Origin of the sequence: Pseudomonas sp. THAF187a, from assembly GCF_009363395.1 — a bacterium.
Taxonomy (GTDB): domain Bacteria; phylum Pseudomonadota; class Gammaproteobacteria; order Pseudomonadales; family Pseudomonadaceae; genus Aquipseudomonas; species Aquipseudomonas khazarica.
This window is the reverse complement of the sequence record NZ_CP045349.1, coordinates 3,535,403-3,561,608: the sequence shown is the minus strand read 5'-3', so window position 1 is coordinate 3,561,608 and position 26,206 is coordinate 3,535,403. Positions and strand designations below refer to the sequence as shown.

General features: G+C 63.7%; 21 protein-coding genes. 19 read left to right on the top strand and 2 right to left on the bottom strand.

The genetic code is table 11. The annotated features are described in order from the left end of the window. Positions 1-36: 36 nt before the first annotated feature. Together FIV02_RS16500 and map are read right to left on the bottom strand one after the other, a co-directional pair. Positions 37-2,733, bottom strand: coding sequence for a [protein-PII] uridylyltransferase (locus FIV02_RS16500; RefSeq protein WP_152489217.1), 2,697 nt, complete (start codon positions 2,731-2,733; stop codon positions 37-39). 71 nt (positions 2,734-2,804) lie between these two features. After that, entirely contained in the window at positions 2,805-3,587 is a 783-nt protein-coding gene (map, locus tag FIV02_RS16495) for a type I methionyl aminopeptidase (protein ID WP_037053733.1), read from the bottom strand. Between the two features lie 250 nt (positions 3,588-3,837). On the opposite strand from map, the gene rpsB reads away from it, so the two are divergent. The 19 genes from rpsB to FIV02_RS16400 all read left to right on the top strand — a co-directional run bounded on the left by rpsB (position 3,838) and on the right by FIV02_RS16400 (position 26,206). Beyond that, positions 3,838-4,578, top strand: a complete 741-nt coding sequence (gene rpsB, locus FIV02_RS16490; protein WP_024308911.1) for a 30S ribosomal protein S2 — start codon at positions 3,838-3,840, stop codon at positions 4,576-4,578. Positions 4,579-4,707: 129 nt separating this feature from the next. Further along, a complete protein-coding gene (tsf, locus tag FIV02_RS16485) occupies positions 4,708-5,571 on the top strand; it encodes a translation elongation factor Ts (RefSeq protein WP_037053740.1) in 864 nt (287 codons plus the stop codon). A gap of 182 nt (positions 5,572-5,753) precedes the next feature. Then, complete coding sequence (gene pyrH / locus FIV02_RS16480; RefSeq protein WP_152489216.1) at positions 5,754-6,497, top strand: UMP kinase; 744 nt, start codon at positions 5,754-5,756, stop codon at positions 6,495-6,497. Continuing rightward, positions 6,494-7,051: a ribosome recycling factor gene (gene frr / locus FIV02_RS16475; RefSeq protein WP_037053747.1), complete on the top strand. Its 558-nt coding sequence runs from the start codon at positions 6,494-6,496 to the stop codon at positions 7,049-7,051. The genes pyrH and frr overlap by 4 nt, the downstream gene beginning before the upstream one ends. A gap of 17 nt (positions 7,052-7,068) precedes the next feature. Then, a complete protein-coding gene (gene uppS / locus FIV02_RS16470) occupies positions 7,069-7,812 on the top strand; it encodes a polyprenyl diphosphate synthase (RefSeq protein ID WP_037053756.1) in 744 nt (247 codons plus the stop codon). Then, the gene (locus tag FIV02_RS16465; RefSeq protein WP_150605834.1) at positions 7,812-8,627 is read left to right on the top strand and encodes a phosphatidate cytidylyltransferase; all 816 of its coding nucleotides are present in this window, start codon (positions 7,812-7,814) and stop codon (positions 8,625-8,627) included. The genes uppS and FIV02_RS16465 overlap by 1 nt, the downstream gene beginning before the upstream one ends. Further along, positions 8,624-9,808: a 1-deoxy-D-xylulose-5-phosphate reductoisomerase gene (ispC, locus tag FIV02_RS16460; RefSeq protein WP_037053762.1), complete on the top strand. Its 1,185-nt coding sequence runs from the start codon at positions 8,624-8,626 to the stop codon at positions 9,806-9,808. The genes FIV02_RS16465 and ispC overlap by 4 nt, the downstream gene beginning before the upstream one ends. Positions 9,809-9,871: 63 nt before the next feature. Then, positions 9,872-11,224, top strand: coding sequence for a sigma E protease regulator RseP (gene rseP / locus FIV02_RS16455; RefSeq protein ID WP_152489215.1), 1,353 nt, complete (start codon positions 9,872-9,874; stop codon positions 11,222-11,224). Between the two features lie 87 nt (positions 11,225-11,311). Next, positions 11,312-13,672, top strand: a complete 2,361-nt coding sequence (bamA, locus tag FIV02_RS16450; protein WP_152489214.1) for an outer membrane protein assembly factor BamA — start codon at positions 11,312-11,314, stop codon at positions 13,670-13,672. 43 nt (positions 13,673-13,715) lie between these two features. After that, complete coding sequence (locus FIV02_RS16445) at positions 13,716-14,219, top strand: OmpH family outer membrane protein (protein WP_047589055.1); 504 nt, start codon at positions 13,716-13,718, stop codon at positions 14,217-14,219. After that, a complete protein-coding gene (lpxD, locus tag FIV02_RS16440; RefSeq protein ID WP_152489213.1) occupies positions 14,216-15,277 on the top strand; it encodes a UDP-3-O-(3-hydroxymyristoyl)glucosamine N-acyltransferase in 1,062 nt (353 codons plus the stop codon). The genes FIV02_RS16445 and lpxD overlap by 4 nt, the downstream gene beginning before the upstream one ends. A 49-nt stretch (positions 15,278-15,326) precedes the next feature. Next, positions 15,327-15,767 (top strand): 3-hydroxyacyl-ACP dehydratase FabZ, encoded by a 441-nt coding sequence (gene fabZ / locus FIV02_RS16435; RefSeq protein WP_017363778.1) that lies wholly within the window; start codon positions 15,327-15,329, stop codon positions 15,765-15,767. Beyond that, entirely contained in the window at positions 15,764-16,540 is a 777-nt protein-coding gene (gene lpxA, locus FIV02_RS16430; protein ID WP_134677471.1) for an acyl-ACP--UDP-N-acetylglucosamine O-acyltransferase, read from the top strand. Before fabZ ends, lpxA begins: the two co-directional genes overlap by 4 nt. A gap of 5 nt (positions 16,541-16,545) precedes the next feature. Then, positions 16,546-17,679, top strand: a complete 1,134-nt coding sequence (gene lpxB, locus FIV02_RS16425) for a lipid-A-disaccharide synthase (protein WP_037053782.1) — start codon at positions 16,546-16,548, stop codon at positions 17,677-17,679. Further along, on the top strand, positions 17,679-18,296 hold the full coding sequence (rnhB, locus tag FIV02_RS16420) for a ribonuclease HII (RefSeq protein ID WP_037053784.1): 618 nt from the start codon (positions 17,679-17,681) through the stop codon (positions 18,294-18,296). Before lpxB ends, rnhB begins: the two co-directional genes overlap by 1 nt. A gap of 123 nt (positions 18,297-18,419) precedes the next feature. Next, the gene (gene dnaE / locus FIV02_RS16415) at positions 18,420-21,950 is read left to right on the top strand and encodes a DNA polymerase III subunit alpha (protein WP_152489212.1); all 3,531 of its coding nucleotides are present in this window, start codon (positions 18,420-18,422) and stop codon (positions 21,948-21,950) included. Between the two features lie 137 nt (positions 21,951-22,087). Continuing rightward, on the top strand, positions 22,088-23,038 hold the full coding sequence (locus FIV02_RS16410; protein WP_037053788.1) for an acetyl-CoA carboxylase carboxyltransferase subunit alpha: 951 nt from the start codon (positions 22,088-22,090) through the stop codon (positions 23,036-23,038). A gap of 58 nt (positions 23,039-23,096) precedes the next feature. Continuing rightward, complete coding sequence (gene tilS / locus FIV02_RS16405) at positions 23,097-24,419, top strand: tRNA lysidine(34) synthetase TilS (protein WP_152489211.1); 1,323 nt, start codon at positions 23,097-23,099, stop codon at positions 24,417-24,419. A 155-nt stretch (positions 24,420-24,574) separates the two neighbouring features. After that, entirely contained in the window at positions 24,575-26,206 is a 1,632-nt protein-coding gene (locus tag FIV02_RS16400; RefSeq protein ID WP_152489210.1) for a CTP synthase, read from the top strand.

The following is a 26,206-nucleotide window of genomic DNA, read 5'->3' as shown; positions in this document are numbered from 1 at the left end:
ATGATGTGGCGTCCGGCGCCACATCATGAGCCGGGGTCAGAAGGTGATCTGCGCCGGGGTAGGGCTGCTGGGCTCGGACAGACGGCGGACGATGGTCTCCTGCAGGCGTGCGCAGAGCTCCGGGTCGGACAGCGGCTGGTTGTTGGCGTCGGTGACGAAGAACACGTCCTCGACGCGCTCGCCGAGCGTGGCGATCTTGGCGTTCTGCAGCGATAGGTCGTATTCGAGGAAGATGCGCCCGATACGTGCCAGCAGGCCGGGGCGATCCGGGGCGGTCAGCTCGAGGATGGTCACCGGGCGCTGCGCGTCGTTGTGGATGGTCACCTGCGGCGCGAAGGCGAAGTGCTTGAGCTGGCGCGGTACCCGGCGCTGGATGATGGTCGGGTAGTCGTCGGGGTTCTTCAGGGCCTCGATCAGGCCCTCGCGGATCTGCTGGATGCGCGCCGGGTTGTTGCCGATCGAGCCGCCGTCGGCGTCCAGCACCACATAGGTGTCGAGGGTGAACTGGCTGGTGGAGGTGATGATCCGCGCATCGTGAATGTTCAGGTTGAGCTGGCTCATCGCGGCCACGGTCACGGCGAAGAAGTCGTGCTGGTCCGGCGCGTAGATGAAGATCTGCGTGCCACCTTCGAACTCGCGCTGGGTGGTTTCCTTCATCAGCACCAGCGGCCCGCCATCGTCGGGGTGCTGGAGGATGGCGTCGGTGTGCCAGGCCACGTCGCTGGCGGTATGCCGCAGGAAGTAGTCATCCCCCAACTGGCTCCACAGCTGCTCGGCGTCGTCCGGGTCGATGCCGCTGCGCACCAGCAGGTCCAGGGCCGCGCTCTGCGTCTGGCGAATCTGCTCTTCGCGGTCCAGCGGGTTCTCCAGGCCGCGGCGCAGGGCGCGCTTGGTCTCGGTGTAGAGCTGGCGCAGCAGGCTGGCGCGCCAGGAGTTCCACAGGCTGGGGTTGGTGGCGTTGATGTCGGCCACGGTCAGCACGTAGAGGTATTCCAGGTGGGTCTGGTCGCCGACGAACTGGGCGAAGTCGTGGATCACCTGCGGGTCGGAAAGGTCCTTGCGCTGGGCGGTGGTGGACATCACCAGGTGGTGTTGCACCAGCCAGACGATCAGGGCACTGTCCCAGGCGGGTAGGTGGTGGCGACGGGCGAAGGCTTCGGCATCCACCGCGCCCAGCTCCGAGTGGTCGCCGCCACGGCCCTTGCCGATGTCGTGGTAGAGGCCGGCGAGGTAGATCAGCTCCGGCTTGGGCAGGCGCTCGATGAGCTTGCTGGCCAGCGGGAATTTCTCCGCCAGCTCCGGCCAGCGGAACTTGCGCAGGTGCTTGATCAGGTTGAGGGTGTGCGCGTCGACCGTATAGATGTGGAACAGGTCATGCTGCATCTGCCCGACGATATGGCCGAACTCCGGCAGGTAGCGGCCGAGAATGCCGTAGCGGTTCATGCGCCGCAGGTTGCGGTGGATGCCCTCGCGGCACTTGAACAGCTCGATGAACAGGCTGGTGTTGCGGATGTCCTTACGGAAGTCGTCGTCGATCAGGTGCCTGCTGTCGCGCAGCAGGCGAATGCTGTCGGCGCGCACGCCCTTGATCTCGGGGTGCTGGGCCATCAGCACGAAGATCTCGATGATGGCGAAGGGGGTGCGCTTGAAGACGTTGGGGTGGGTGACCTCGATATAGCGGTCACGCACCTGGAAGCGACTGTTCAGCGGCGTGGCCTGGCTGGTCTCGCCGGCACGCAGGATGACTTCCTCGAAGTGCTGGTTGATCAGGTCCGACAGCTCGGAAATGGCCATGACCACCCGGTAGTACTTCTGCATGAAGTGTTCGATGCTGCGCTTGCCGTCGCCGTCCTTGTAGCCGAACAGCACCGCGATGCGCGCCTGGTAGTCGAACAGCAGGCGGTCTTCGGCGCGGCCCGCGAACATGTGCAGGGCATAGCGCACCTTCCAGAGGAATTCCTGGCTGGAGGAGAGCAGGGCGTATTCGCTCTCCAGCAGGAAGCCCTGGCCGACCAGCGCCTGCAGGTTGAGCGTGCCGAACTGGCGGCGGGCGACCCAGAGCACCGTCTGGATATCGCGCAGGCCGCCGGGCGAACCCTTGACGTTGGGCTCCAGGTTGTATTCGGTGTCGTTGTACTTGCCGTGACGCGCCTTGCGCTCTTCACGCTTGGCCAGATAGAAGTGCTTGCTCGGCCACATCTCGTCCGTGCTGGTGACCTGCTGCATGCGCTGGCGCAGGTGCTCGGGGCCGGCGATGGTGCGGCTTTCCATCAGGTTGGTGATCACCGTCAGGTCGGCGCGCGCCTCCTCGGCGCATTCATCGACCGAGCGCACGCTCTGGCCGACTTCCAGGCCGATGTCCCAGAGCAGGGTGAGGAAGCCTTCGATCGACTCGCGAAAGATCTCGTGATCGCTGCTGTCGAGCAGGATCAGCAGGTCGATGTCCGAGTAGGGGTGCAGCTCGCCACGGCCGTAGCCGCCCACGGCGAGCAGGGCGATGTCGGCTTCGTCGCTCCAGGCGAAGCGTTTCCAGGCTTCCTGGAGGATCTGGTCGACGAACCAGGCACGGTCTTCGACCAGGCGGCGGATGTCGCGGCCGGCATGGAAGCGCGCATCCAGTACTTCATGCGCGCGGCGGATGGCTTTCTTGAATGCGGCGATGGGGCTGGACTTGAGCGCCAGCTCGGCCTGGAACTGACCACGGTCAAACAGTTCGGGGTCCATCTGCGGCATGCAGTGCCTTCCTTAAAATACGAGTGGTGGGGTGCGCCCCGCGCGCCATTGCGCTCGGGGCGTACTCGGGCTCAGGCCGAGGTGCGGGCGATGGTGTCGTCAGCGCGCAGGGTGAAGATCTCGTAGCCGTCGGCGGTGACCAGTATGGTGTGTTCCCACTGCGCGGACAGCTTGCGGTCCTTGGTGATGGCGGTCCAGCCGTCGCCGAGCAGGCGGGTTTCCGGGCGGCCCTGGTTGATCATCGGCTCGATGGTGAAGGTCATGCCTTCCTTGAGTTCCATGCCGGTGCCGGCCTTGCCGTAGTGCAGCACCTGCGGCTCTTCGTGGAACACGGCACCGATGCCATGGCCGCAGTATTCGCGAACCACGGAAAAACCGTTCTTCTCGGCATGCTTCTGGATCACTTCGCCGATATCGCCCAGGCGGGTGCCCGGCTTGACCAGTTCGATGCCTTTATACATGCACTCCTGGGTGATCTTGGCCAGGCGCTCGGCCCACTCGGGAACCTTGCCGACCATGAACATCTTGCTGGTATCGCCGTGGTAGCCGTCCTTGATCACGGTGACGTCGATGTTCAGCACGTCGCCGTCCTTCAGCGGCTTGTCGTTGGGGATGCCGTGGCACACCACGTGGTTGATCGAGGTGCAGATCGACTTGGGGAAGCCCTTGTAGTTGAGCGGGGCGGGGATGGCCTTCTGCACGTTGACGATATAGTCGTGGCACAGGCGATCCAGTTCGTCGGTGGTGACGCCGGGCTTGACGTGCTCGCCGATCATTTCCAGCACTTCGGCGGCCAGGCGGCCGGCCACGCGCATTTTCTCGATTTCTTCGGCGGATTTGATGGTGACGGTCATGGCAGGCTCTCGGAAGGCATACAGATAAAGGCGGCTATATTAACAGCTACGGGCCGCAAGCCCCAAAAGGCAGCTTGCTGCTCCAAGCTTGTAGCTTGCGGCTGCTTTGTGTGGTATAAAACGCGCCGCTTTACGGGCACTGAGTCCGAAAGCTCAAACCCACACACGTATCGACACGGTTTCCTGGGTGCCCGCAAGGGTTGGGAACTGGGATGCGTGGAGGCCTAACCCGACTTATCAAGGAACTATCATGTCCCAAGTCAACATGCGCGATATGCTGAAGGCCGGTGTGCACTTCGGCCACCAGACCCGTTACTGGAACCCGAAAATGGGCAAGTACATTTTCGGCGCGCGTAACAAGATTCACATCATCAACCTCGAAAAAACCCTGCCGATGTTCAACGACGCGCTGTCGTTCGTTGAAAAGCTGGCTGCTGGCAAGAACAAGATTCTGTTCGTTGGCACCAAGCGTTCCGCTGGCAAGATCGTTCGCGAAGAAGCTGCTCGTTGCGGCTCGCCGTTCGTCGATCACCGCTGGCTGGGCGGCATGCTGACCAACTACAAGACCATCCGTGCTTCGATCAAGCGCCTGCGCGAGCTGGAAACCCAGTCCCAGGACGGCACCTTCGCCAAGCTGACCAAGAAAGAAGCCCTGATGCGTTCCCGTGATCTGGAAAAACTGGATCGCAGCCTGGGTGGTATCAAGGACATGGGCGGTCTGCCGGACGCTCTGTTCGTGATCGACGTCGATCACGAGCGCATCGCCATCACCGAAGCCAACAAGCTGGGCATTCCGGTCATCGGCGTTGTCGATACCAACAGCAGCCCGGAAGGCGTTGACTACATCATCCCGGGTAACGACGACGCCATCCGCGCCATCCAGCTGTACATGGGTGCCATGGCCGACGCCGTGATCCGTGGTCGCAGCAACGCTGGCGGCGCAACCGAAGAGTTCGTCGAAGAAGCGGCTGCCGAGAGCGCCGAAGGCTAAGCGGTAACGCAAAGCATCTAGCGTTATGCGCTGTGCAAGAAGGGGGCTAGGCCCCCTTTTTGCCACTCAAAGATTTGATCGCCTGCCTGGCAGGTGAATGGTTGAAGACCTACCGAGAGGATTTTCAAGATGGCAGAAATTACTGCAGCCCTGGTTAAAGAACTGCGCGAGCGTACCGGCCAAGGCATGATGGAGTGCAAGAAGGCGCTGGTTGCCGCTGGTGGCGATATCGAGAAGGCCATTGACGACATGCGCGCTTCCGGTGCCATCAAGGCTGCCAAGAAGGCTGGCAACATCGCCGCCGAAGGTTCCATCGCCGTTCGCGTCGAAGGCGGCCGTGGCCTGATCATCGAAGTCAACTCGCAGACCGACTTCCTGGCTCTGCAGGACGACTTCAAGGCCTTCGTCAAGGACAGCCTGGACGAAGCCTTCGCACAGAACCTGACTGAAGCCGCTCCGCTGATCGCTTCCCGCGAATCCGCTCGTGAAGCGCTGGTCGCCAAGTGCGGCGAAAACGTCAACATCCGTCGTCTGACCGCTGTCTCCGGTGACACCGTTGGTGCCTACCTGCACGGCCACCGCATCGGTGTTCTGGTTGTCCTGAAAGGCGGCAACGACGAACTGGCCAAACACGTTGCCATGCACGTTGCTGCTTCCAACCCGGCCGTCGTTTCGCCGGACCAGGTTTCCGAAGAGCTGGTTGCCAAGGAAAAGGAAATCTTCCTGCAGCTGAACGCCGAGAAAATCGCCGGCAAGCCGGAGAACATCGTCGAGAACATGGTCAAAGGCCGTATCGCCAAGTTCCTGGCCGAAGCCAGCCTGGTCGAGCAAGCCTTCATCATGGACCCGGAAGTCAAGGTCGGTGACCTGGTGAAGAAAGCCGGTGCTGAAGTCGTTTCCTTCGTACGTTACGAAGTGGGCGAAGGCATCGAGAAGGCCGAGACCGACTTCGCTGCCGAAGTTGCCGCCCAGGTTGCTGCCAGCAAGCAGTAATCAGCGGTTTCGGTGAGTGCCCCAAAGAGGCTGCCCGCTTGCGCGTGCGGCCTCTTTGCCGACTAGGGGGCAGCAAAGTAGTAGGGTTGCCGTGAAAGGTGACCATCGACGCCCTGGGGGTGTCGGACAATTGCAGCCCCGTGCTGCATACAGCATTCAAATCGCCGCAGGAGAGACTTGCAATGGCTCAGCAGACGACTGGTCGCCAACCTCGTTACAAACGCATTCTGCTCAAACTTAGCGGCGAAGCCCTGATGGGCTCGGAAGACTTCGGCATCGATCCAAAGGTGCTCGATCGCATGGCGCTGGAAGTCGGCCAACTGGTCGGTATCGGCGTGCAGGTCGGCCTGGTGATCGGTGGCGGCAACCTGTTCCGCGGCGCCGCACTGTCCGCAGCCGGCATGGACCGGGTCACCGGTGACCACATGGGCATGCTGGCGACGGTGATGAACGCGCTGTCCATGCGTGACGCGCTGGAGCGCTCGAACATCCCGGCCATCGTCATGTCGGCCATTTCCATGGTCGGCGTCACCGACCACTACGACCGCCGCAAGGCCATGCGCCACCTCAAGACCGGTGAAGTGGTGATCTTCGCTGCCGGTACCGGCAATCCGTTCTTCACCACCGACTCCGCCGCCTGCCTGCGCGCCATCGAGATCGATGCCGACGTGGTGCTGAAGGCGACCAAGGTGGATGGCGTGTACACTGCCGACCCGTTCAAGGACCCGCATGCCGAGAAATTCGAGCGTCTGACCTACGACGAAGTGCTCGATCGCAAGCTGGGCGTCATGGACCTGACGGCCATCTGCCTGTGCCGCGATCACGCCATGCCGCTGCGTGTCTTCAACATGAACAAACCAGGTGCCCTGCTCAATGTGGTGGTGGGCGGCGCCGAAGGAACCCTGATCGAGGAGGAAGCACAATGATCAACGACATCAAGAAAGACGCCCAGGAGCGTATGAGCAAGTCCCTGGATGCGCTGGGTCGCAACCTGGCTTCCATTCGTACCGGCCGTGCCCACCCGAGCATTCTCGATAGCGTCAAGGTGCCGGCCTGGGGTAGCGACATGCCGCTGAACCAGGTGGCCGCGATCACCGTCGAGGACGCCCGTACCCTGAAGATCGTCGCGCACGACAAGAACCTCGGCGCCGCCATCGAGAAGGCCATCCTGACCTCCGACCTCGGCCTGAACCCGAGCAGTGCCGGTACCACCATTCGCGTGCCGATGCCGGCCCTGACCGAAGAGACCCGCAAGGGTTACACCAAGCAGGCGCGTGGTGTGGCGGAAGATGCCAAGGTTGCCGTGCGCAACGTGCGTCGCGATGCCCTGGCCGAGCTGAAGAAACTATCCAAGGCCAAGGAAATCAGCGAAGACGAAGAGCGTCGCGCCGCTGACGAGCTGCAGAAGATCACCGACAAGTTCGTCGCTGACATCGACAAGGCCCTGGAGGTCAAGGAAGCGGACCTGATGGCCGTTTGACGGCTGAGCGCCCTGACATGGACAAGAACAAGCAGGCGGTGCCGCGGCATGTCGCCATCATCATGGACGGCAACAACCGCTGGGCGAAGAAGCGCCTGTTGCCGGGAGTGGCAGGGCACAAGGCCGGAGTCGACGCGGTTCGCGCGGTGATCGAGGTCTGTGCCGAGTCGGGTGTCGAGGTGCTCACCCTGTTCGCCTTCTCCAGTGAGAACTGGCAGCGCCCGGCCGAAGAGGTCGGCGCGCTGATGGAGCTGTTCCTCAGTGCGCTGCGCCGCGAGGCCCGGCGTCTGCAGGACAACGACATCAGCCTGCGCATCATCGGTGATCGCTCGCGCTTTCATCCCGAGTTGCAGGCGGCGATGCGCGAGGCCGAACTGCAGACGGCGGGCAGTCGTCGTTTCATCCTGCAGATCGCTGCCAACTATGGCGGCCAGTGGGACATCGCCCAGGCCGCTCAGCGCCTGGCGCGAGAGGTGCAAGCCGGCCACCTGCAGCCCGAGGACATTACTCCCGAGCTGCTGCAGGGCTGTCTGGCCACCGGCGATCTGCCGTTGCCCGATCTGTGCATCCGCACCGGTGGCGAGCATCGCATCAGCAATTTCCTCCTCTGGCAGCTGGCCTACAGCGAGCTGTACTTCTCCGACCTGTACTGGCCGGATTTCAAGCACGAGGCCATGCGCAAGGCGCTGGCCGATTTCGCCAACCGCCAGCGTCGCTTCGGCAAGACCAGCGAGCAGGTAGAGGCTGAGGCGCGTTCCTGATGCTCAAACAACGAATCATCACGGCACTGGTGCTGTTGCCCATTGCCCTGGGCGGATTCTTCCTGCTCGACGGCGCTGCCTTCGCATTGTTCATCGGCGTGGTCGTCTCCCTGGGTGCCTGGGAATGGGCGCGTCTGGCTGGTCTCGAGGCGCAGGCGCAGCGGGTGGGCTATGCTGCCGTGGTCGCGGCGTTGCTTGGCGTGCTGTACCTGACGCCGGTCGTGGCCCCCTGGCTGCTGGTGGTGGCTGTACTCTGGTGGCTGGCCGCGACCTTCCTGGTACTGACGTACCCCTACAGCAGTCGCTTCTGGGGTGACGTGCCCCGGCGCCTGCTGATCGGCCTGCTGATCCTGCTGCCGGCCTGGCAGGGATTGGTGCTGCTCAAGCAGTGGCCGCAGGCCAACGGGCTGATCATTGCGGTGATGGTGCTGGTGTGGGGCGCGGATATCGGTGCCTATTTCTCCGGCAAGGCCTTCGGCAAGCGCAAGCTGGCGCCCAAGGTCAGCCCGGGCAAGAGTTGGGAAGGGGTGTATGGCGGTCTGGCCGCCAGCCTGCTGATCACCCTGCTGGTCGGGCTGCAGCAGGGCTGGTCATTCAAGGGGCTGGTGCTGGCCCTGGTCGGCGCTGCCCTGGTGGTGTTCATTTCGGTGATCGGCGACCTGACCGAAAGCATGTTCAAGCGCCAGTCCGGGATCAAGGACAGCAGTAACCTGTTGCCTGGGCATGGTGGCGTGCTCGATCGCATCGACAGTCTAACGGCGGCCATTCCATTGTTCGCCGCGCTGCTCTGGCTGGCAGGGTGGGGCGCGCTGTGAGTGCAGTGCAGCGCATCACGGTGCTCGGCGCCACCGGGTCGATCGGGCTGAGCACGCTGGACGTGATCGCGCGTCACCCCGAGCGCTACAGGGTCTTCGCCCTCAGCGGCTTCTCGCGCCTGGCGGAGTTGCGGGTGCTGTGCCTCAAGCATCGTCCGCGCTACGCCGTGGTGCCCGATGCCCAGGCTGCGCGTACCCTGCAGGGCAGCCTGCAGGCCGACGGGCTGGATACCCAGGTGCTGTGTGGCGAGGAGGGGCTGTGCGCCGTCGCCGCGGATGCCGAGGTCGACTGCGTGATGGCGGCGATCGTCGGGGCGGCGGGCCTGCGTCCGACGCTGGCGGCCGTGCAGGCCGGCAAGAAGGTGTTGCTGGCCAACAAGGAGGCGCTGGTGATGTCCGGCGCCCTGTTCATGCAGGCGGTCAGGAGCAGCGGCGCCGTGCTGCTGCCGATCGACAGCGAACACAATGCGATTTTCCAGTGCCTGCCCGGTGACTATGCCCGGGGCCTGCAGCAGGTCGGGGTTCGCCGCGTCCTGCTGACCGCATCTGGCGGGCCGTTCCGTGAAACGCCGCTGGCGGCGCTGGAACACGTGACCCCCGAGCAGGCCTGCGCTCACCCGAACTGGTCCATGGGGCGCAAGATCTCCGTCGACTCGGCGAGCATGATGAACAAGGGCCTGGAGCTGATCGAGGCGTGCTGGCTGTTCGATGCGCGCCCCGAGCAGATCGAGGTGGTGATCCATCGGCAGAGCGTGATTCATTCGCTGGTCGATTACGTCGATGGCTCGGTGCTGGCCCAGCTGGGCAATCCGGACATGCGCACGCCGATCGCGCATGCGCTGGCCTGGCCGGAGCGCATCGACTCGGGCGTGTCGCCGCTGGACCTGTTCACGGTCGGTCGCCTCGATTTCGAGCGCCCCGACGAGCAGCGTTTCCCTTGCCTGCGTCTTGCCCGCGAGGCCGTGCAGGCCGGCGGCAGTGCGCCGGCGATGCTCAATGCCGCCAACGAGGTGGCCGTCGAGGCCTTCCTGCAGGGGCGCATACGTTTCATCGATATCGCGCGTATGATTGAGTCCGTGTTGAACGCGCAACCGGTGCAGGCTGTCGAAGCGCTCGACGCGGTATTCGAGGCCGACGCGCAGGCGCGCGCGCTGGCTGGAGAATGGCTTGCCGGTCATTGAGCGAGCCTGTGTTGACCCGACGTGCGCCAGGCCATGAGCGGCGCGTAGGGCTGGAGAAGTGAAATGAGTGGGCTGTACATGCTGGTTGGCACCCTGATCGCGCTGGGTGTGCTGGTGACCTTTCATGAGTTCGGGCATTTCTGGGTGGCCCGTCGCTGTGGGGTCAAGGTGCTGCGTTTCTCCGTCGGCTTCGGCACGCCGCTGCTGCGCTGGCATGACCGTCAGGGCACCGAATTCGTGGTGGCCGCCATTCCCCTGGGCGGCTACGTGAAGATGCTCGACGAGCGCGAGGGCAGCGTGCCGGACGAGCAGCTCGATCAGGCGTTCAACCGCAAGAGCGTGCGTCAGCGCATCGCCATCGTCGCAGCCGGGCCGGTGGCCAATTTCCTGCTGGCACTGCTGTTCTTCTGGTTCGTCGCCATGCTCGGCAGTCAGCAGGTGCGCCCGGTCATTGGCGCGGTGCAGCCCGACAGCCTGGCGGAAACGGCCGGCCTGCAGGCCGGGCAGGAAATCGTCGCGGTCAATGGCGAGGCCACCACGGGTTGGGCGGCAGTCAACCTGCAGCTGGTTCGGCGCCTGGGGGAGAGCGGTACCCTGAATCTGCGCGTGCTCGAACCCGGTTCCACCGTGGAGACCTCCAGGCAGGTGCCGCTGGACAACTGGCTGCGCGGTGTCGATGAGCCGGACCCGATCGGCTCGCTCGGCATTCGCCCCTGGCGCCCGCTGCTCGAGCCGGTTCTGGCCGAGGTCGATTCCAAGGGGCCGGCCTATGCTGCCGGCCTGAAGCCGGGCGACCGCCTGCTGGCGCTCGACGGCGAGCCGCTGGCCGACTGGCAGGACCTGGTCGATCGCGTGCGCAAGCTTCCCGGCGCCGATGTGACCCTGCGCTACGAGCGCGCCGGTCAGGCGCAGGACGTGCGCCTGACCCTGGCTGCGCGGGGCGAGGGTGAGGCGCGCAGCGGCTACCTGGGGGCTGGCGTGCAGGGTGTCGAATGGCCGCCGGAAATGCTGCGCGAGGTGCGCTACGGGCCGCTCGAAGGCGTTGCCGAAGGTGTCCGCCAGACCTGGGCGATGAGCCTGCTGACCCTTGATTCGCTGAAGAAAATGCTCTTCGGAGAGCTCTCGGTAAAAAACTTGAGCGGGCCGATAACCATTGCTAAAGTGGCGGGCGCTTCGGCTGAGTCAGGGCTGGGGGATTTCCTGAAATTCCTTGCATATCTGAGTATTAGCCTGGGGGTTCTCAATCTTTTGCCCATTCCCGTACTGGATGGTGGGCATCTGCTGTTCTATCTGGTCGAGTGGGTGCGTGGTCGCCCCTTGTCCGAGCGGGTTCAGGGTTGGGGGATGCAGATCGGCATCAGTCTGGTCATCGGGGTCATGTTGTTGGCGTTGGTCAACGATCTCAGCCGTCTGTAAGCATTGCTGGATTGCGTTCTTGAGATTTACAAGAAGTGTCGCCTCGAGCGGCAGCTTTTATCGTCAGTTGGAATAAGAAAGGACTTCATGAAACGTCTGCTGCTACCTGCGGTACTGTCCGCATTGATGATCGCCGAAGTTCACGCCGAGTCCTTCACCATCTCCGATATACGCGTCAACGGTCTGCAGCGGGTCTCCGCCGGCAGCGTGTTCGGCGCGCTGCCGTTGAACGTGGGCGAGCAGGTCGACGACCGCCAGTTGGTCGACGCCACCCGTTCCCTGTTCCGTACCGGCTTCTTCCAGGACATCCAGCTCGGTCGCGATGGCGATGTGCTGGTCGTCACCGTGGTCGAGCGTCCTTCCATCTCCGGCATCGAGATCGAGGGCAACAAGGCCATCACCACCGAAGACCTGCTCAAGGGCCTGAACCAGTCCGGCCTGGCGGAAGGCGAGATCTTCCAGCGCGCGACCCTCGAAGGCGTGCGTAACGAACTGCAGCGTCAGTACGTGGCCCAGGGCCGCTACTCGGCCGAGATCGAGGCCGAAGTGATTCCGCAGCCGCGTAACCGCGTGGCGCTGAAGATCACCATCAACGAAGGCACCGTTGCGGCGATCTCCCACATCAACGTGGTCGGCAACACCGTCTTCTCCGACGAAGACCTGAGCGACCTGTTCGAGCTGAAGACCACCAACTGGCTGTCGTTCTTCAAGAACGACGACAAGTACGCCCGCGAGAAACTCTCCGGTGACCTCGAGCGCCTGCGCTCGTACTACCTGGACCGCGGCTACATCAACATGGACATCAGCTCCACCCAGGTATCCATCACCCCGGACAAGAAGCACGTCTACATCACCGTCAACGTCGAAGAGGGCGAGAAGTACAGCGTCCGCGACGTGAAGCTGTCCGGTGACCTCAAGGTGCCGGAAGAGGACGTGCGTGCGCTGCTGCTGGTCAAAGAAGGTCAGGTCTTCTCGCGCAAGATCATGACCACCACCAGCGAGCTGATCACCCGCCGCCTGGGCAACGAGGGCTACACCTTCGCCAACGTCAACGGCGTGCCGGAAGCGCATGACGAAGACAACAGCGTCTCGATCACCTTCTTCGTCGATCCGGGCAAGCGCGCCTACGTCAACCGCATCAACTTCCGTGGCAACACCAAGTCCGAGGACGAAGTGCTGCGCCGCGAGATGCGCCAGATGGAAGGTGGCTGGGCCTCGACCTACCTGATCGATCAATCCAAGGTGCGCCTGGAGCGCCTCGGCTTCTTCAAGGAAGTCAACGTCGAAACGCCGCAGGTACCGGGCACCGACGACCAGATCGACGTCAACTACAGCGTCGAGGAACAGCCTTCCGGCTCGATCACCGCCAGCGTCGGTTTCGCCCAGAACGCCGGTCTGATCCTGGGTGGCTCGATCAGCCAGAACAACTTCCTAGGTACCGGTAACAAGGTCAGCATCGGCCTGACCCGCAGCGAATACCAGACCCGCTACAGCTTCGGCTTCGTTGACCCCTACTGGACCGTCGACGGCGTCAGCCTGGGTTACAACGCCTTCTACCGCACCACCGACTACGATGAGCTCGATGTCGACGTGTCCAGCTACTCGGTGGACAGCCTCGGTGCAGGCGTCAACATCGGCTACCCGATCAGCGAGACGTCGCGCCTGACCTACGGCCTGACCATGCAGCAGGACAGCATCGATACCGGTCGTTACACCGTCGACGAGATCTTCGACTTCATCGACGCCGAGGGCGACAACTACCTGAACTTCAAGGGCTCCATCGGCTGGTCCGAGTCGACCCTCAACCGTGGCGTGCTGGCCAACCGTGGTCATTCGCAGAGCCTGGTGCTGGAAACCACCCTGCCGGGCAGCGACCTGTCGTTCTACAAGCTCGACTATCGCGGCCAGGTGTTCACGCCGCTCAGTGACAACTACACGCTGCGCTTCCATACCCAGCTGGGTTATGGCGACAGCTATGGCAGCACGGCGGAACTGCCGTTCTACGAGCACTACTACGCCGGTGGCTTCAACTCGGTACGTGGCTTCGAGGACAGCAGCCTGGGCCCGCGCAGCACGCCGAGTACCGGTACCAAGCCTGGCACGTTGCGCGATCCGGACCAGGATCCGCTGCCGTTCGGTGGTAACGTGCTGGTGCAAGGTGGCGTGGAGATGCTGTTCCCGCTGCCGTTCGTCAAGGACCAGCGTTCGCTGCGTACCGCGCTGTTCTGGGACGTGGGTAACGTGTTCGACACCAATTGCTCGTCGAGCCAGAAGAAGATCAGCGACAGCTGCGATATCGACTTCAGCAACCTGGCCAGCTCCGTGGGTGTCGGCGTGACCTGGATCACCGCGCTCGGTCCGCTGAGCTTCAGCCTGGCCATGCCGATCAAGAAGCCGGATGATGCCGATACTCAGGTGTTCCAGTTCTCCCTGGGTCAAACCTTCTAATCTGTTTCACCGAAAGCCAACAGTTTTGTTGCAGGAGTGCATTGTGCGTAAGTTGACTCAACTGGTTCTGTTCACCGCCGCCCTGATCGCCACTCCGGCGTTCGCTGAAATGAAGGTGGCCGTACTGAACTATCAGATGGCGCTGCTCGAGTCGGATGCGGCCAAGCGTTATGCCGTCGATGCCGAGAAGAAATTCGGCCCGCAGTTGAACAAGCTCAAGACCCTGGAAAGCGACGCCAAGCGCATCCAGGACCGCATGGTCAAGGAAGGCGAGAAGATGCAGCAGGCCGAGCGCGAGCGTCTCGAGCTCGAGTTCAAGCAGAAGGCCCGTGATTTCCAGTTCCAGTCCAAGGAACTGAACGAAGCCAAGGCCATCGCTGACCGCGAGATGCTGGCCAAGCTCAAGCCGAACCTGGACAAGGCGGTCGAAGAAGTCATCAAGAACGGCAACTTCGACCTGGTTCTCGAGCGCGGTGCGGTGATCGATGTCAAACCTCAGTACGACATCACTCGCCAGGTCATCGAGCGCATGAATCAGATGCGTTGAGCATGGCCGTGACAGTTACCCTCGGCCAGTTGGCCGAGCGCCTGGGCGCCACCCTGCGTGGCGCCGAAGGCAAGGTCATCTCGGGCCTGGCCACCTTGCAGGAGGCCGGGCCCGAACAGTTGAGCTTCCTGGCCAACGCCCAGTACCGCAAGTTCCTGGCCGAGAGCCAGGCCGGTGCGGTGCTGCTGACGGCTGCCGATGCGGAAGGCTACACGGGTGATGCGCTGATCGTCGCCAACCCCTATCTCGCCTACGCCCAGCTGTCCCATCTGTTCGATCGCAAGCCCGTGGCAGCGGCCGGCGTGCATGCCACTGCCCAGGTTGCAGCGGATGCGCAGGTCGATCCGAGTGCCAGTATCGGGGCCTTTGCCGTGATCGAAAGTGGCGCGCGTATCGGCGCGGACGTCAGCATCGGCGCGCATTGCGTGGTCGGTGCGCGCAGCGTGATCGGTGACGGCGGCTGGCTGGCACCGCGCGTGACGCTGTACCACGACGTGCGGATCGGCAAGCGCGTGGTGATTCAGTCCGGGGCGGTGATCGGTGGCGAAGGATTCGGTTTCGCCAACGAGAAGGGCGTGTGGCAGAAGATCGCGCAGATCGGTGGGGTGACCATCGGCGATGACGTCGAGATCGGCGCCAACACCACCGTGGACCGTGGCGCGCTGTCCGACACCCTGATCGGCAACGGCGTGAAGCTGGATAACCAGATCATGATCGCGCACAACGTGCAGATCGGCGACAACACCGCGATGGCGGGCTGTTGCGGGATTTCCGGCAGCACCAAGATCGGCCGCAACTGCATGATCGCGGGTGGTGTCGGCATGGTGGGTCATATCGAGGTGTGCGACAACGTGTTCGTCACCGGTATGACCATGGTGACGCGTTCGATCACCGAAGCGGGTGCCTATTCTTCCGGAACCGCCATGCAACCGGCAGGCGAGTGGAAGAAGAGTGCGGCACGCATTCGTCAGTTGGACGAGATGGCCAAGCGTCTGCGAGAGCTGGAAAAGCAGCTGGCCGCCGTGACCCAGACGGCGAATGTCTCATCTGATGCCTGAGCATGGCGTGCTGCCGTGCTCTTTTCTTTTCTTACAGGCTTAACCGGACATGATGGACATCAACGAAATTCGTGAATATTTGCCGCACCGCTATCCTTTCCTGCTGGTGGATCGTGTGGTGGACCTGGACGTCGAAGGCAAGACTGTTCGCGCCTACAAGAATGTCAGCATCAATGAGCCGTTCTTCAATGGCCACTTCCCCGAGCATCCGATCATGCCGGGCGTGCTGATCATCGAGGCCATGGCCCAGGCTGCCGGGATTCTCGGCTTCAAGATGATGGGCGTGAAACCGGCCGATGGCACCCTGTACTACTTCGTCGGCTCCGACAAGCTGCGTTTCCGCTCTCCCGTCACGCCGGGCGATCAGCTGGTACTGGAAGCCAAGTACCTGAGCGACCGTCGCAGCATCTGGAAATTCGAGTGCCGCGCCACTGTCGATGGCAAGGAAGTCTGCTCCGCTGAAATCATCTGTGCGGAACGCAAGCTATGAGTTCGATTGACCCTCGCGCGATCATCGACCCCAGTGCCAGGTTGGCCGACGACGTCGTCGTCGGCCCCTGGAGCATTGTCGGGCCCGATGTGGAAATCGGCGAGGGGAGCGTGATCGGTCCGCACGTGGTGCTCAAGGGACCGACCGTGATTGGCAAGCACAACCGCATCTACCAGTTTTCCTCGGTTGGCGAAGATACCCCCGATCTGAAGTACAAGGGCGAGCCCACGCGCCTGGTGATCGGTGATCACAACGTGATTCGCGAAGGCGTCACCATTCACCGTGGCACCGTGCAGGACCGCAGCGAAACCACCATCGGTGACCATAACCTGATCATGGCCTATGCCCATATCGGTCATGACAGCGTCATCGGCAATCACTGCATCCTGGTCAACAACACCGCGCTGGCGGGGCATGTATGGGTCGACGACTGGGCGATTCTGTCCGGTTACACCCTGGTGCATCAGTTCTGCCGCATTGGCGCGCACAGCTTTTCCGGCATGGGTACCGCCATCGGCAAGGACGTGCCGGCGTTCGTCACCGTATTCGGCAACCCGGCCGAAGCGCGCAGCATGAATTTCGAAGGCATGCGCCGTCGTGGTTTCTCCGCCGAAGCCATCTCCGCGCTGCGCAAGGGTTACAAGCTGGTCTACCGCCAGGGCCTGACCGTCGAGCAGGCGCTCGCCGAGTTGGCCGAGTCCGCAGCCCAGTTCCCGGAAGTCGCGATATTCCGCGACTCCATTCAGGCGTCCACACGCGGCATCACTCGCTGAATCCCATGACTAGACCTCTTCGCGTCGCACTGGTCGCCGGTGAGGCGTCCGGCGATATTCTCGGAGCGGGCCTGATGCAGGCCATCAAGTTGCGCCATCCGGACGTCGAGTTCATCGGCGTGGGCGGTGCGCGCATGGAAGCCGAGGGCCTGACATCCTATTTCCCGATGGAACGCCTGGCCGTGATGGGGCTGGTCGAGGTGCTCGGTCGCCTGTTCGAGCTGCTGGGGCGTCGACGCCAGCTGGCACGCGACCTCATCGCGGCGCAGCCCGACGTGTTCATCGGCATCGATGCGCCGGATTTCAACCTGGGCCTGGAGCTCAAGCTGCGCCGTGCCGGGATCAGGACCGTGCACTACGTCAGCCCGTCGGTGTGGGCCTGGCGGCAGAAGCGCGTGTTGAAGATCCGTGAAGCCTGCGATCTGATGCTGACCCTGTTTCCGTTCGAGGCGCAGTTCTACGATGCGCATCAGGTGCCGGTGCGCTTCGTCGGTCACCCCCTGGCCGATGCCATACCGCAGCACGCCGACCGCGCAGCGGCACGCGACGCGCTGGATCTGCCGCATGACGAGGCCGTCGTCGCGCTGATGCCAGGCAGTCGGGGCGGCGAAGTGGCGCGTCTTGGCGAACTCTTTCTCGACGCGGCGATTCGTCTGCGTGCGCTGCGCCCTGGCATCCGTTTTCTGCTGCCATGCGCCACCCCGGAGCGCCGTGAGCAGCTCGAGCAGATGCTGGCCGGGCGCGACCTGCCGCTGACCCTGCTCGATGGTCGCTCGCACGAGGTGCTGGCCGCCTGCGACGCGGTGCTGATCGCTTCCGGCACGGCAACCCTGGAGGCCCTGCTGTACAAGCGGCCGATGGTGGTGGCCTATCGTGTGGCGCCGATGACCTATCGCATTCTCAAGCGCCTGGTGAAAAGCCCCTATATCTCGCTGCCCAACCTGCTGGCCGAGCGTCTGCTGGTGCCGGAGCTGATCCAGGATGCGGCGACCGCCGAGGCGTTGGCGCAGACCGTGGCGCCATTGATCGATGGCGGTCAGGTGCAGACCGAGGGGTTCGATGTGATCCACCGTGCACTGCGGCGCGATGCTTCGGTGTCGGCAGCCGATGCCGTGCTCAAGCTGGCAGGGCGCGGCTGATGCAGCTGGGCCTGGACTTTACCCTGGTCGAGGAACTGGTCGCCGGCGTCGATGAAGTTGGCCGTGGCCCGCTCTGCGGCGCGGTGGTGACGGCGGCGGTGATTCTCGATCCGGCTCGTCCGATCCTGGGCCTGAACGATTCGAAGAAGCTCACCGAGGCCCGCCGCGAGGCACTGTTCGACGAGATCCGCGAGAAGGCCCTGGCCTGGTGCATCGCCCGTGCCGAGGTGGAAGAGATCGACCGCCTGAATATCCTGCATGCCACCATGCTGGCCATGCAGCGTGCCGTGGAAGGCTTGGCGGTGACGCCGAAGCTGGCGCTGATCGATGGCAATCGCTGCCCGAAACTGGCCGTGCCCAGCGCCCCGGTGGTCAAGGGGGACAGTCGGGTGCCGGCGATCGCCGCTGCCTCGATCCTGGCCAAGGTCAGCCGTGATCGCGAGATGCTCGAGATGGATCGTCTCTACCCCGGCTATGGCATCGCCGGGCACAAGGGCTATCCCACGCCGGTGCATCTCGAGGCGCTCAAGCGCCTGGGGCCGACGCCCATCCACCGGCGCTCCTTCGCTCCGGTGAGAGAGGCAGCTGCAAGCGGCCAGCTTCAGGCTCCAGGTTAAGAGCAAAGGCAGCGTAGCCCGGATGCAATCCGGGGCATGGGCGACGAGCTTGTAGCTTGCAACTTGCAGCGCACTCTTGCTGCTACAATCCGCGCTTTGTCGTTTTCACCTGCAAGGCCGCCCATGACCCAAGCTTTCGTCCATCTGCGTCTGCACACCGAATATTCCCTGGTCGATGGCCTGGTGCGGGTCAAACCGCTGATCAAAGCCGTTGCCGGGAGCGGTATGCCGGCAGTGGCAGTCACCGACATGAGCAACATGTGCTCGCTGGTGAAGTTCTACAAGACCGCCATGGGCGCTGGGGTCAAGCCGATCTGCGGCGCCGACATCTGGATGGCCAGCGCCGAGGAAGATGGCCCGCTGAGCCGCCTGACCCTGCTGGCGATGAACGCCAAAGGCTATCGCAATCTAACCGAGCTGATCTCGCGGGGCTGGTCCGAAGGGCAGAGCAACGACCTGGTGATCATCCAGCGCGACTGGGTCAAGGCCTCTGCCGATGGGCTCATCGCCCTGTCCGGCGCGCGCGAGGGCGAAGTCGGCATGGCCTTGCTGGCTGGTGACGAGGCCCAGGCCGAGGCGCGCCTGCGCGAGTGGATGCAGGTGTTCCCGGAGCGCTTCTACCTGGAAGTGCAGCGCACCAGCCGTGTCGGTGACGAAGAGTACCTGCACGCGGCGGTGGCGCTGGCCGATCGTGTCGAGGCGCCGCTGGTGGCCACCAACGACGTGCGTTTCATCAAGCAGGACGACTTCGAGGCCCACGAAACCCGCGTCTGCATTGGCGAAGGCCGCACCCTGGACGATCCGCGCCGGCCACGGCACTACTCCGACCAGCAGTACCTGAAGAGCCCGGCTGAAATGTGGGAGCTGTTCTCCGACTTGCCCGAGGCGCTGGAAAACACCGTCGAGATCGCCAAGCGCTGCAACATCGAGGTACAGCTCGGCAAGTACTTCCTGCCGGACTTCCCCACGCCGGGCGGCATGGGCATCGACGACTACCTGCGGCATGCGTCCTTCGAGGGCCTGGAAGAGCGCCTCGAGGTGCTGCTGCCCAAGGACACGCCGGACTACGAGGCGAAGAAGCAGGTCTACATCGACCGCCTCAACTTCGAGCTCGACATCATCATCCAGATGGGTTTCCCCGGTTACTTCCTCATCGTGATGGACTTCATCCAGTGGGCGAAGAACAACGGCGTGCCGGTCGGTCCGGGCCGTGGTTCGGGTGCGGGCTCCCTGGTCGCATACGTGCTGAAGATCACCGACCTCGACCCGCTGGCCTATGACCTGCTGTTCGAACGTTTCCTCAACCCCGAGCGGATCTCCATGCCCGACTTCGACGTCGACTTCTGCATGGATGGCCGTGACCGGGTGATCGACTACGTGGCCGAGAAGTACGGGCGCAACGCGGTGAGCCAGATCATCACCTTCGGTTCCATGGCGGCCAAGGCGGTGGTGCGCGACGTCGCGCGCGCTCAGGGCAAGTCCTACGGCCTGGCCGATCGTCTGTCGAAGATGATCCCCTTCGAAGTGGGCATGACCCTGGAGAAGGCCTACGAGATGGAGGAGCCGCTACGCGACTTCCTCAAGAACGACGAGGAAGCCCAGGAAATCTGGGACATGTCGCTCAAACTCGAGGGTGTGGTGCGTGGTACCGGCAAGCACGCCGGGGGGGTGGTCATCGCGCCGACCAAGCTCACCGACTTCTCGCCGATCGCCTGTGACGAGGAGGGCGGCGGCCTGGTGACCCAGTTCGACAAGGACGACGTCGAGCAGGCCGGCCTGGTCAAGTTCGACTTCCTCGGCCTGCGTACCCTGACCATCATCAAGTGGGCGATGGAAACCATCCATCGCGTGCAGAAGCGCGACGGTGCCTCCGACGAGGAACTGGTCAACATCGACTTCATCCCGCTGGACGACAAGAAAACCTACGACATGCTGCAGAAGGCGGAGACCACCGCGGTCTTCCAGCTCGAATCGCGCGGCATGAAGGAGCTGATCAAGAAGCTCAAGCCCGACTGCCTGGAAGACATGATCGCACTGGTGGCGCTGTTCCGCCCGGGGCCGCTGCAGTCCGGCATGGTGGACGACTTCATCAACCGCAAGCATGGCCGTGCCGAGCTGTCCTATCCGCACCCCGACTACCAGTACGCAGGCCTGGAGCCGGTGCTCAAGCCGACCTACGGTATCATCCTGTACCAGGAACAGGTGATGCAGATCGCCCAGGTCATGGGTGGCTATACCCTGGGTCAGGCGGACATGCTGCGCCGTGCCATGGGCAAGAAGAAGCCCGAGGAGATGGCCAAGCAGCGCGGCGGCTTCATCGAAGGTTGTGCCAACAACAACATCGATGCGGAACTGGCCGGTAACATCTTCGACCTGGTGGAAAAGTTCGCCGGTTACGGCTTCAACAAGTCGCACTCCGCAGCCTATGGCCTGGTGTCCTACCAGACCGCCTGGCTCAAGGCGCACTACCCGGCGCCGTTCATGGCGGCGGTGCTCTCGGCGGATATGCACAACACCGACAAGGTGGTGATCCTGGTGGAAGAGTGCCGCAACATGAAGTTGCGCATCGACCCGCCGGATGTGAACGTCTCCGAGTTCAAGTTCACCGTCAACGACGACGGTCGCATCGTCTATGGCCTGGGTGCGGTCAAGGGCGTCGGCGAGGGGCCGGTGGAGGCCATCGTCGAATGCCGCAGCGAAGGCGGGCCGTTCAAGGACCTGTTCGACTTCTGCAATCGCGTCGACCTCAAGCGCATCAACAAGCGCACCCTGGAGGCGCTGATCCGCAGTGGCGCCCTGGATCGTCTCGGCCCTTACTACCAGGACGAACTCAAGGCCTACCAGGCCAGCGTCGACAAGAACCGCGCCGTGCTGCTGGCCTCCATGGAGGAGGCGGTGCAGTCGGCCGAGCAGACCGCACGCAGCGCCGAGAGCGGTCACATGGACCTGTTCGGCGGCCTATTCGGCGAGCCCGAGGCGGACATGTACGCCAACCACCGCAAGGCGCGCGAGCTGCCGATCAAGGAGCGCCTCAAGGGTGAGAAGGACACCCTGGGCATCTACCTGTCCGGTCACCCCATCGATGAGTACGAGGGCGAGATTCGCCGCTTCGCCCGTCAGCGCATCGTCGAGCTGAAGCCGGCCCGTGATACCCAGACCATCGCCGGGATGATCGTCAACCTGCGGGTGATGAAGAACAAGAAGGGCGACAAGATGGGCTTCATCACCCTCGACGACCGCTCCGGGCGCATCGAGGCCTCGCTGTTCGCCGATGCCTTCGCCAGCAACCAGGCGCTGCTGCAGAACGATGCACTGGTGGTGGTCGAGGGGGAGGTCAGCAACGACGATTTCTCCGGTGGCCTGCGCCTGCGCGCCAAGCGCGTGATGAGCCTGGAGGAGGCGCGCACCGGCCTGGCCGACAGCCTGCGCCTGAAGGTCGCCAGCGCCGCGTTGAAGGGCGATCGCCTGCGCTGGCTGGCGGAACTGTGCAGCAAGCACAAGGGCGCCTGCCCGGTCACGCTGGACTACAGTGGTGAAGAGGCACGCGCCTTGCTTCAGTTCGGCGACGCCTGGCGAATCGACCCGGCTGACACTTTGATTCAGGCATTGCGTGACCAGTTCGGGCGCGACAACGTCTTTTTGCACTACCGCTGATTGCGAGAGGGGAAATTCCCCCTGGCATCGGCAAAGGCACCTGCGGGTGTCGACCCGCTGCGTCCTATCCCTTAAGGTAGGGCGCCTAATGGATACAGCTCCCCGGCCACTTGGCCGTCGACGCAAGACGGATGACTATGAACCCGAATTTCCTCGACTTCGAACAGCCGATCGCCGACCTGCAAGCCAAGATCGAAGAGCTCCGCCTGGTCGGTAATGACAACTCGCTGAACATCGGCGACGAGATTGCCCGACTGCAGGACAAGAGCAGCGCCCTGACCGAAAGCATCTTCGGCAACCTGAGCAGCTGGCAGATCGCCCAGCTCGCCCGTCATCCGCGCCGCCCCTACACCCTGGACTACATCCAGCACATCTTCACCGAGTTCGACGAGCTGCACGGCGATCGTCACTTCTCCGACGATGCCGCCATCGTCGGTGGTGTGGCGCGTCTGGGTGACCAGCCGGTGATGATCATCGGCCACCAGAAAGGCCGTGAAGTGCGCGAGAAGGTGCGCCGCAACTTCGGCATGCCGCGCCCGGAAGGCTACCGCAAGGCCTGCCGCCTGATGGAAATGGCCGAGCGCTTCAAGATGCCGATCCTGACCTTCATCGACACCCCCGGTGCCTACCCGGGCATCGACGCCGAGGAGCGTGGGCAGAGCGAGGCGATCGCCTGGAACCTGCGCGTCATGGCGCGCCTGAAGACCCCGATCATCGCCACCGTGATCGGTGAGGGTGGCTCCGGCGGCGCACTGGCCATCGGCGTCTGCGATCAGCTGAACATGCTGCAGTACTCCACCTACTCGGTGATCTCGCCGGAAGGTTGCGCCTCCATTCTCTGGCGCACGGCCGAGAAGGCGCCGGACGCTGCCGAAGCCATGGGCATCACCGCCGAGCGCCTGAAGGACCTGGGCATCGTCGACCAGGTCATCGCTGAGCCGCTGGGTGGCGCGCATCGTGATCCTGCCGCCGCCTCCGAGTCGATCCGCCAGGAACTGACCAAGCAACTGGCCAGCCTGCAGGAGCACGACACCGAGGCGCTGCTCAAGCGTCGTTATGACCGCCTGATGAGCTACGGCATCGCCTGATCCATCCTGTGCAAATCACAACGGGCCTTCGGGCCCGTTGTTGTTTTAAGCTGCGTCGATGACTGCTCTCGATAATCGCCTGCGCCAGGCACTGGCGCCCTGGCGCACCGCCTCGGCCTGGTGCGTTGCCTTCTCTGGCGGCCTGGATTCCAGTGTGCTGCTGCATCTGCTCGCTGAGTTGGCTCGGCGGGAGGCTGTGCCAGCGCTCTCGGCCATTCATGTGCAGCACGGCCTGCAACCGGTCGCTGCGGCCTGGCCTGAGCATTGTCGGCAGTTCTGCGCAGCGCTGGGCATCCCTTTGCAGGTGGTTGCCGTGCAGGTGGCGGCGCAGGCCAGTGTCGAGCAGGCGGCGCGGCAGGCGCGCTACGCGGCCTTTGCCGAGCATCTGCAGCCGGATGCGGTGCTGTTCAGCGCCCAGCACCGTGATGACCAGGCGGAGACGCTGCTGTTTCGCCTGCTGCGCGGCGCCGGTGTGCGAGGCCTGGCTGCGATGCCAGAGCAGCGCCCGCTGGGGCGGGGGACGCTGCTGCGGCCGCTGCTCGATTGCTCGCGGGCCGAACTGCAGGGCTACGCCGAGGCGCACGGGCTGAGCTGGATCGAAGACCCGAGCAACGCCGACACACGATTCAGCCGCAACTTCCTGCGCCAGCGGGTGATGCCGTTGCTGGCCGAGCGCTGGCCCCAGGCTAGCGTCGCTCTCGCGCGCAGCGCGGCGCACCTGAGCGAGGCCGAGCAGCTGTTGGGCGAGCTGGCCCGCATGGATCTGCGGGCTGCGCAGGGCGAACCGCTCTTTCCCTGGCTGGCGCTGCCGTCACTCGAGCTGTCGCTGGTAACGCAACTGAGCGATGCGCGGCAGCGCAATCTGCTGCGTCATTGGCTGGCGCCGTTGAGTCGCATGCCCGACAGCGATCACTGGGCCGGTTGGCGGGACCTGCGCGAAGCGGCCGGGGATGCGTCGCCCGTCTGGAAGCTGGCGGATGGCGAGCTGCACCGCGCGGATGGCCGTCTGTACTGGCTCAGCGCTGACTGGCTGGCGCCGCCCGTGCTGCCCGATCCTGCCGTTGCGCGCGTGCAGGGCACATCCGAGCTGCCTGGCAACGGCCAGGTGCAGATACGGGGGGAGTTGCCTGCGGGGCGCTGGCACCTGCGCTACCGCCTGGGCGGCGAATCGCTGCACCTGCCGGAGCGTGGCAGGCGCGACCTCAAGCGCCTGCTCAACGAGTGGCGTGTGCCGGCGTTCGTGCGTCCGCGACTGCCATTGTTGTTCGATGGCGACGAGCTGATGGCCGTGGCAAATCTGGCGCAATCAGCGTCGTTACAGGCGTGCGGCGTGCGTCTTCACTGGTCGCCGCCGATCGGCGCGCAAGGTTTGAGCTGGTAAGGCGTTTCGGGTAGACTACGCTCCCGTCTTAATACAGCTTTTGCCGACTCCCCCAGGGAGCTTGGCGGGCTTGCCATTGTTTGTTGCGAGTAATGGCGCTCCTTCGCTTTCCCCGGCGGCACTGACCGCTTAAACGCAGACTTCTAGGGTTTTTCATGACGCGCTACATCTTCGTCACGGGTGGTGTTGTTTCTTCATTGGGGAAAGGCATTGCCTCGGCTTCACTGGCGGCCATCCTGGAGGCGCGGGGCCTGAAGGTCACCATGCTCAAGCTGGACCCCTACATCAACGTCGATCCGGGCACCATGAGCCCGTTCCAGCACGGTGAGGTGTTCGTCACGCAGGACGGCGCCGAGACCGACCTCGACCTGGGCCACTACGAGCGGTTCATCCGCACCACCATGACCCAGAACAACAACTTCACCACCGGCCGCGTGTACGAAGACGTACTGCGCAAGGAGCGCCGTGGTGACTACCTGGGTGCGACCATCCAGGTCATCCCGCACATCACCGACGAGATCAAGCGCCGCATCATCAAGGGCGCCGGCGATGCCGACGTGGCCCTGGTGGAGATCGGTGGCACCGTGGGTGACATCGAGTCGCAGCCGTTCCTCGAGGCGATCCGTCAGCTGCGCGTCGAAGTCGGCGCCAAGCGCGCGATGCTCATGCACCTGACCCTGGTGCCGTACATCGCCACCGCCGGCGAGACCAAGACCAAGCCGACCCAGCATTCGGTCAAGGAACTGCGTTCCATCGGCCTGCAGCCCGACGTGCTGGTATGCCGCTCCGATCACCCGATCGATGTGTCCTCGCGGCGCAAGATCGCCCTGTTCACCAACGTCGAAGAGCGTGCGGTGATCAGCCTGGAAGACGTCGACACCATCTACAAGATCCCGGGCGTGCTGCACGCGCAGGGTCTGGATGACTTCGTCGTCGAGCGTTTCGGTCTGGAGTGCGGCACTGCCGACCTCTCCGAGTGGGACCGTGTGGTCGATGCCAAGCTCAACCCGGAAAAAGAAGTCACCATCGCCATGGTCGGCAAGTACATGGAGCTGCTGGACGCGTACAAATCGCTGATCGAAGCGATGAGCCACGCCGGCATCCAGAACCGGACCAAGGTCAACCTGCGCTATATCGATTCCGAAGATATCGAGAACCAGGGCACCGCGCTGCTCGAAGGCGTGGACGCCATCCTGGTGCCGGGCGGCTTCGGTCTGCGTGGCGTGGAAGGCAAGATCAAGACCGTGCAGTATGCCCGCGAGAACAAGATTCCCTACCTGGGTATCTGCCTCGGCATGCAGGTGGCGGTCATCGAGTACGCCCGTAACGTGGTGGGCTGGAGCGACGCCAACTCCACCGAGTTCGACATGGCCAGCCAGCATCCGGTGGTGGGTCTGATCACCGAATGGCAGGACGCCGCAGGCAGCGTCGAGCAGCGCAGCGAAAGCTCCGACCTGGGCGGCACCATGCGCCTTGGCGCGCAGGACTGCCAGCTGCAGGCCGGTTCGCTGGTGCATGATTGCTACGGCAAGGACGTGATCGTCGAGCGTCATCGTCACCGCTACGAGGTGAACAACAACCTGCTGCCGCAACTGACCGACGCCGGCCTGAAGGTCACTGGCCGTTCCGGTGACGGCGCGCTGGTCGAAGTGGTCGAGGCGCCGGATCACCCGTGGTTCGTCGCGTGCCAGTTCCACCCGGAATTCACCTCCACGCCGCGTGACGGCCACCCGCTGTTCAGCGGTTTCGTCAACGCCGCGCTGGCACAGAAAGGGAAGAAGGTCTAA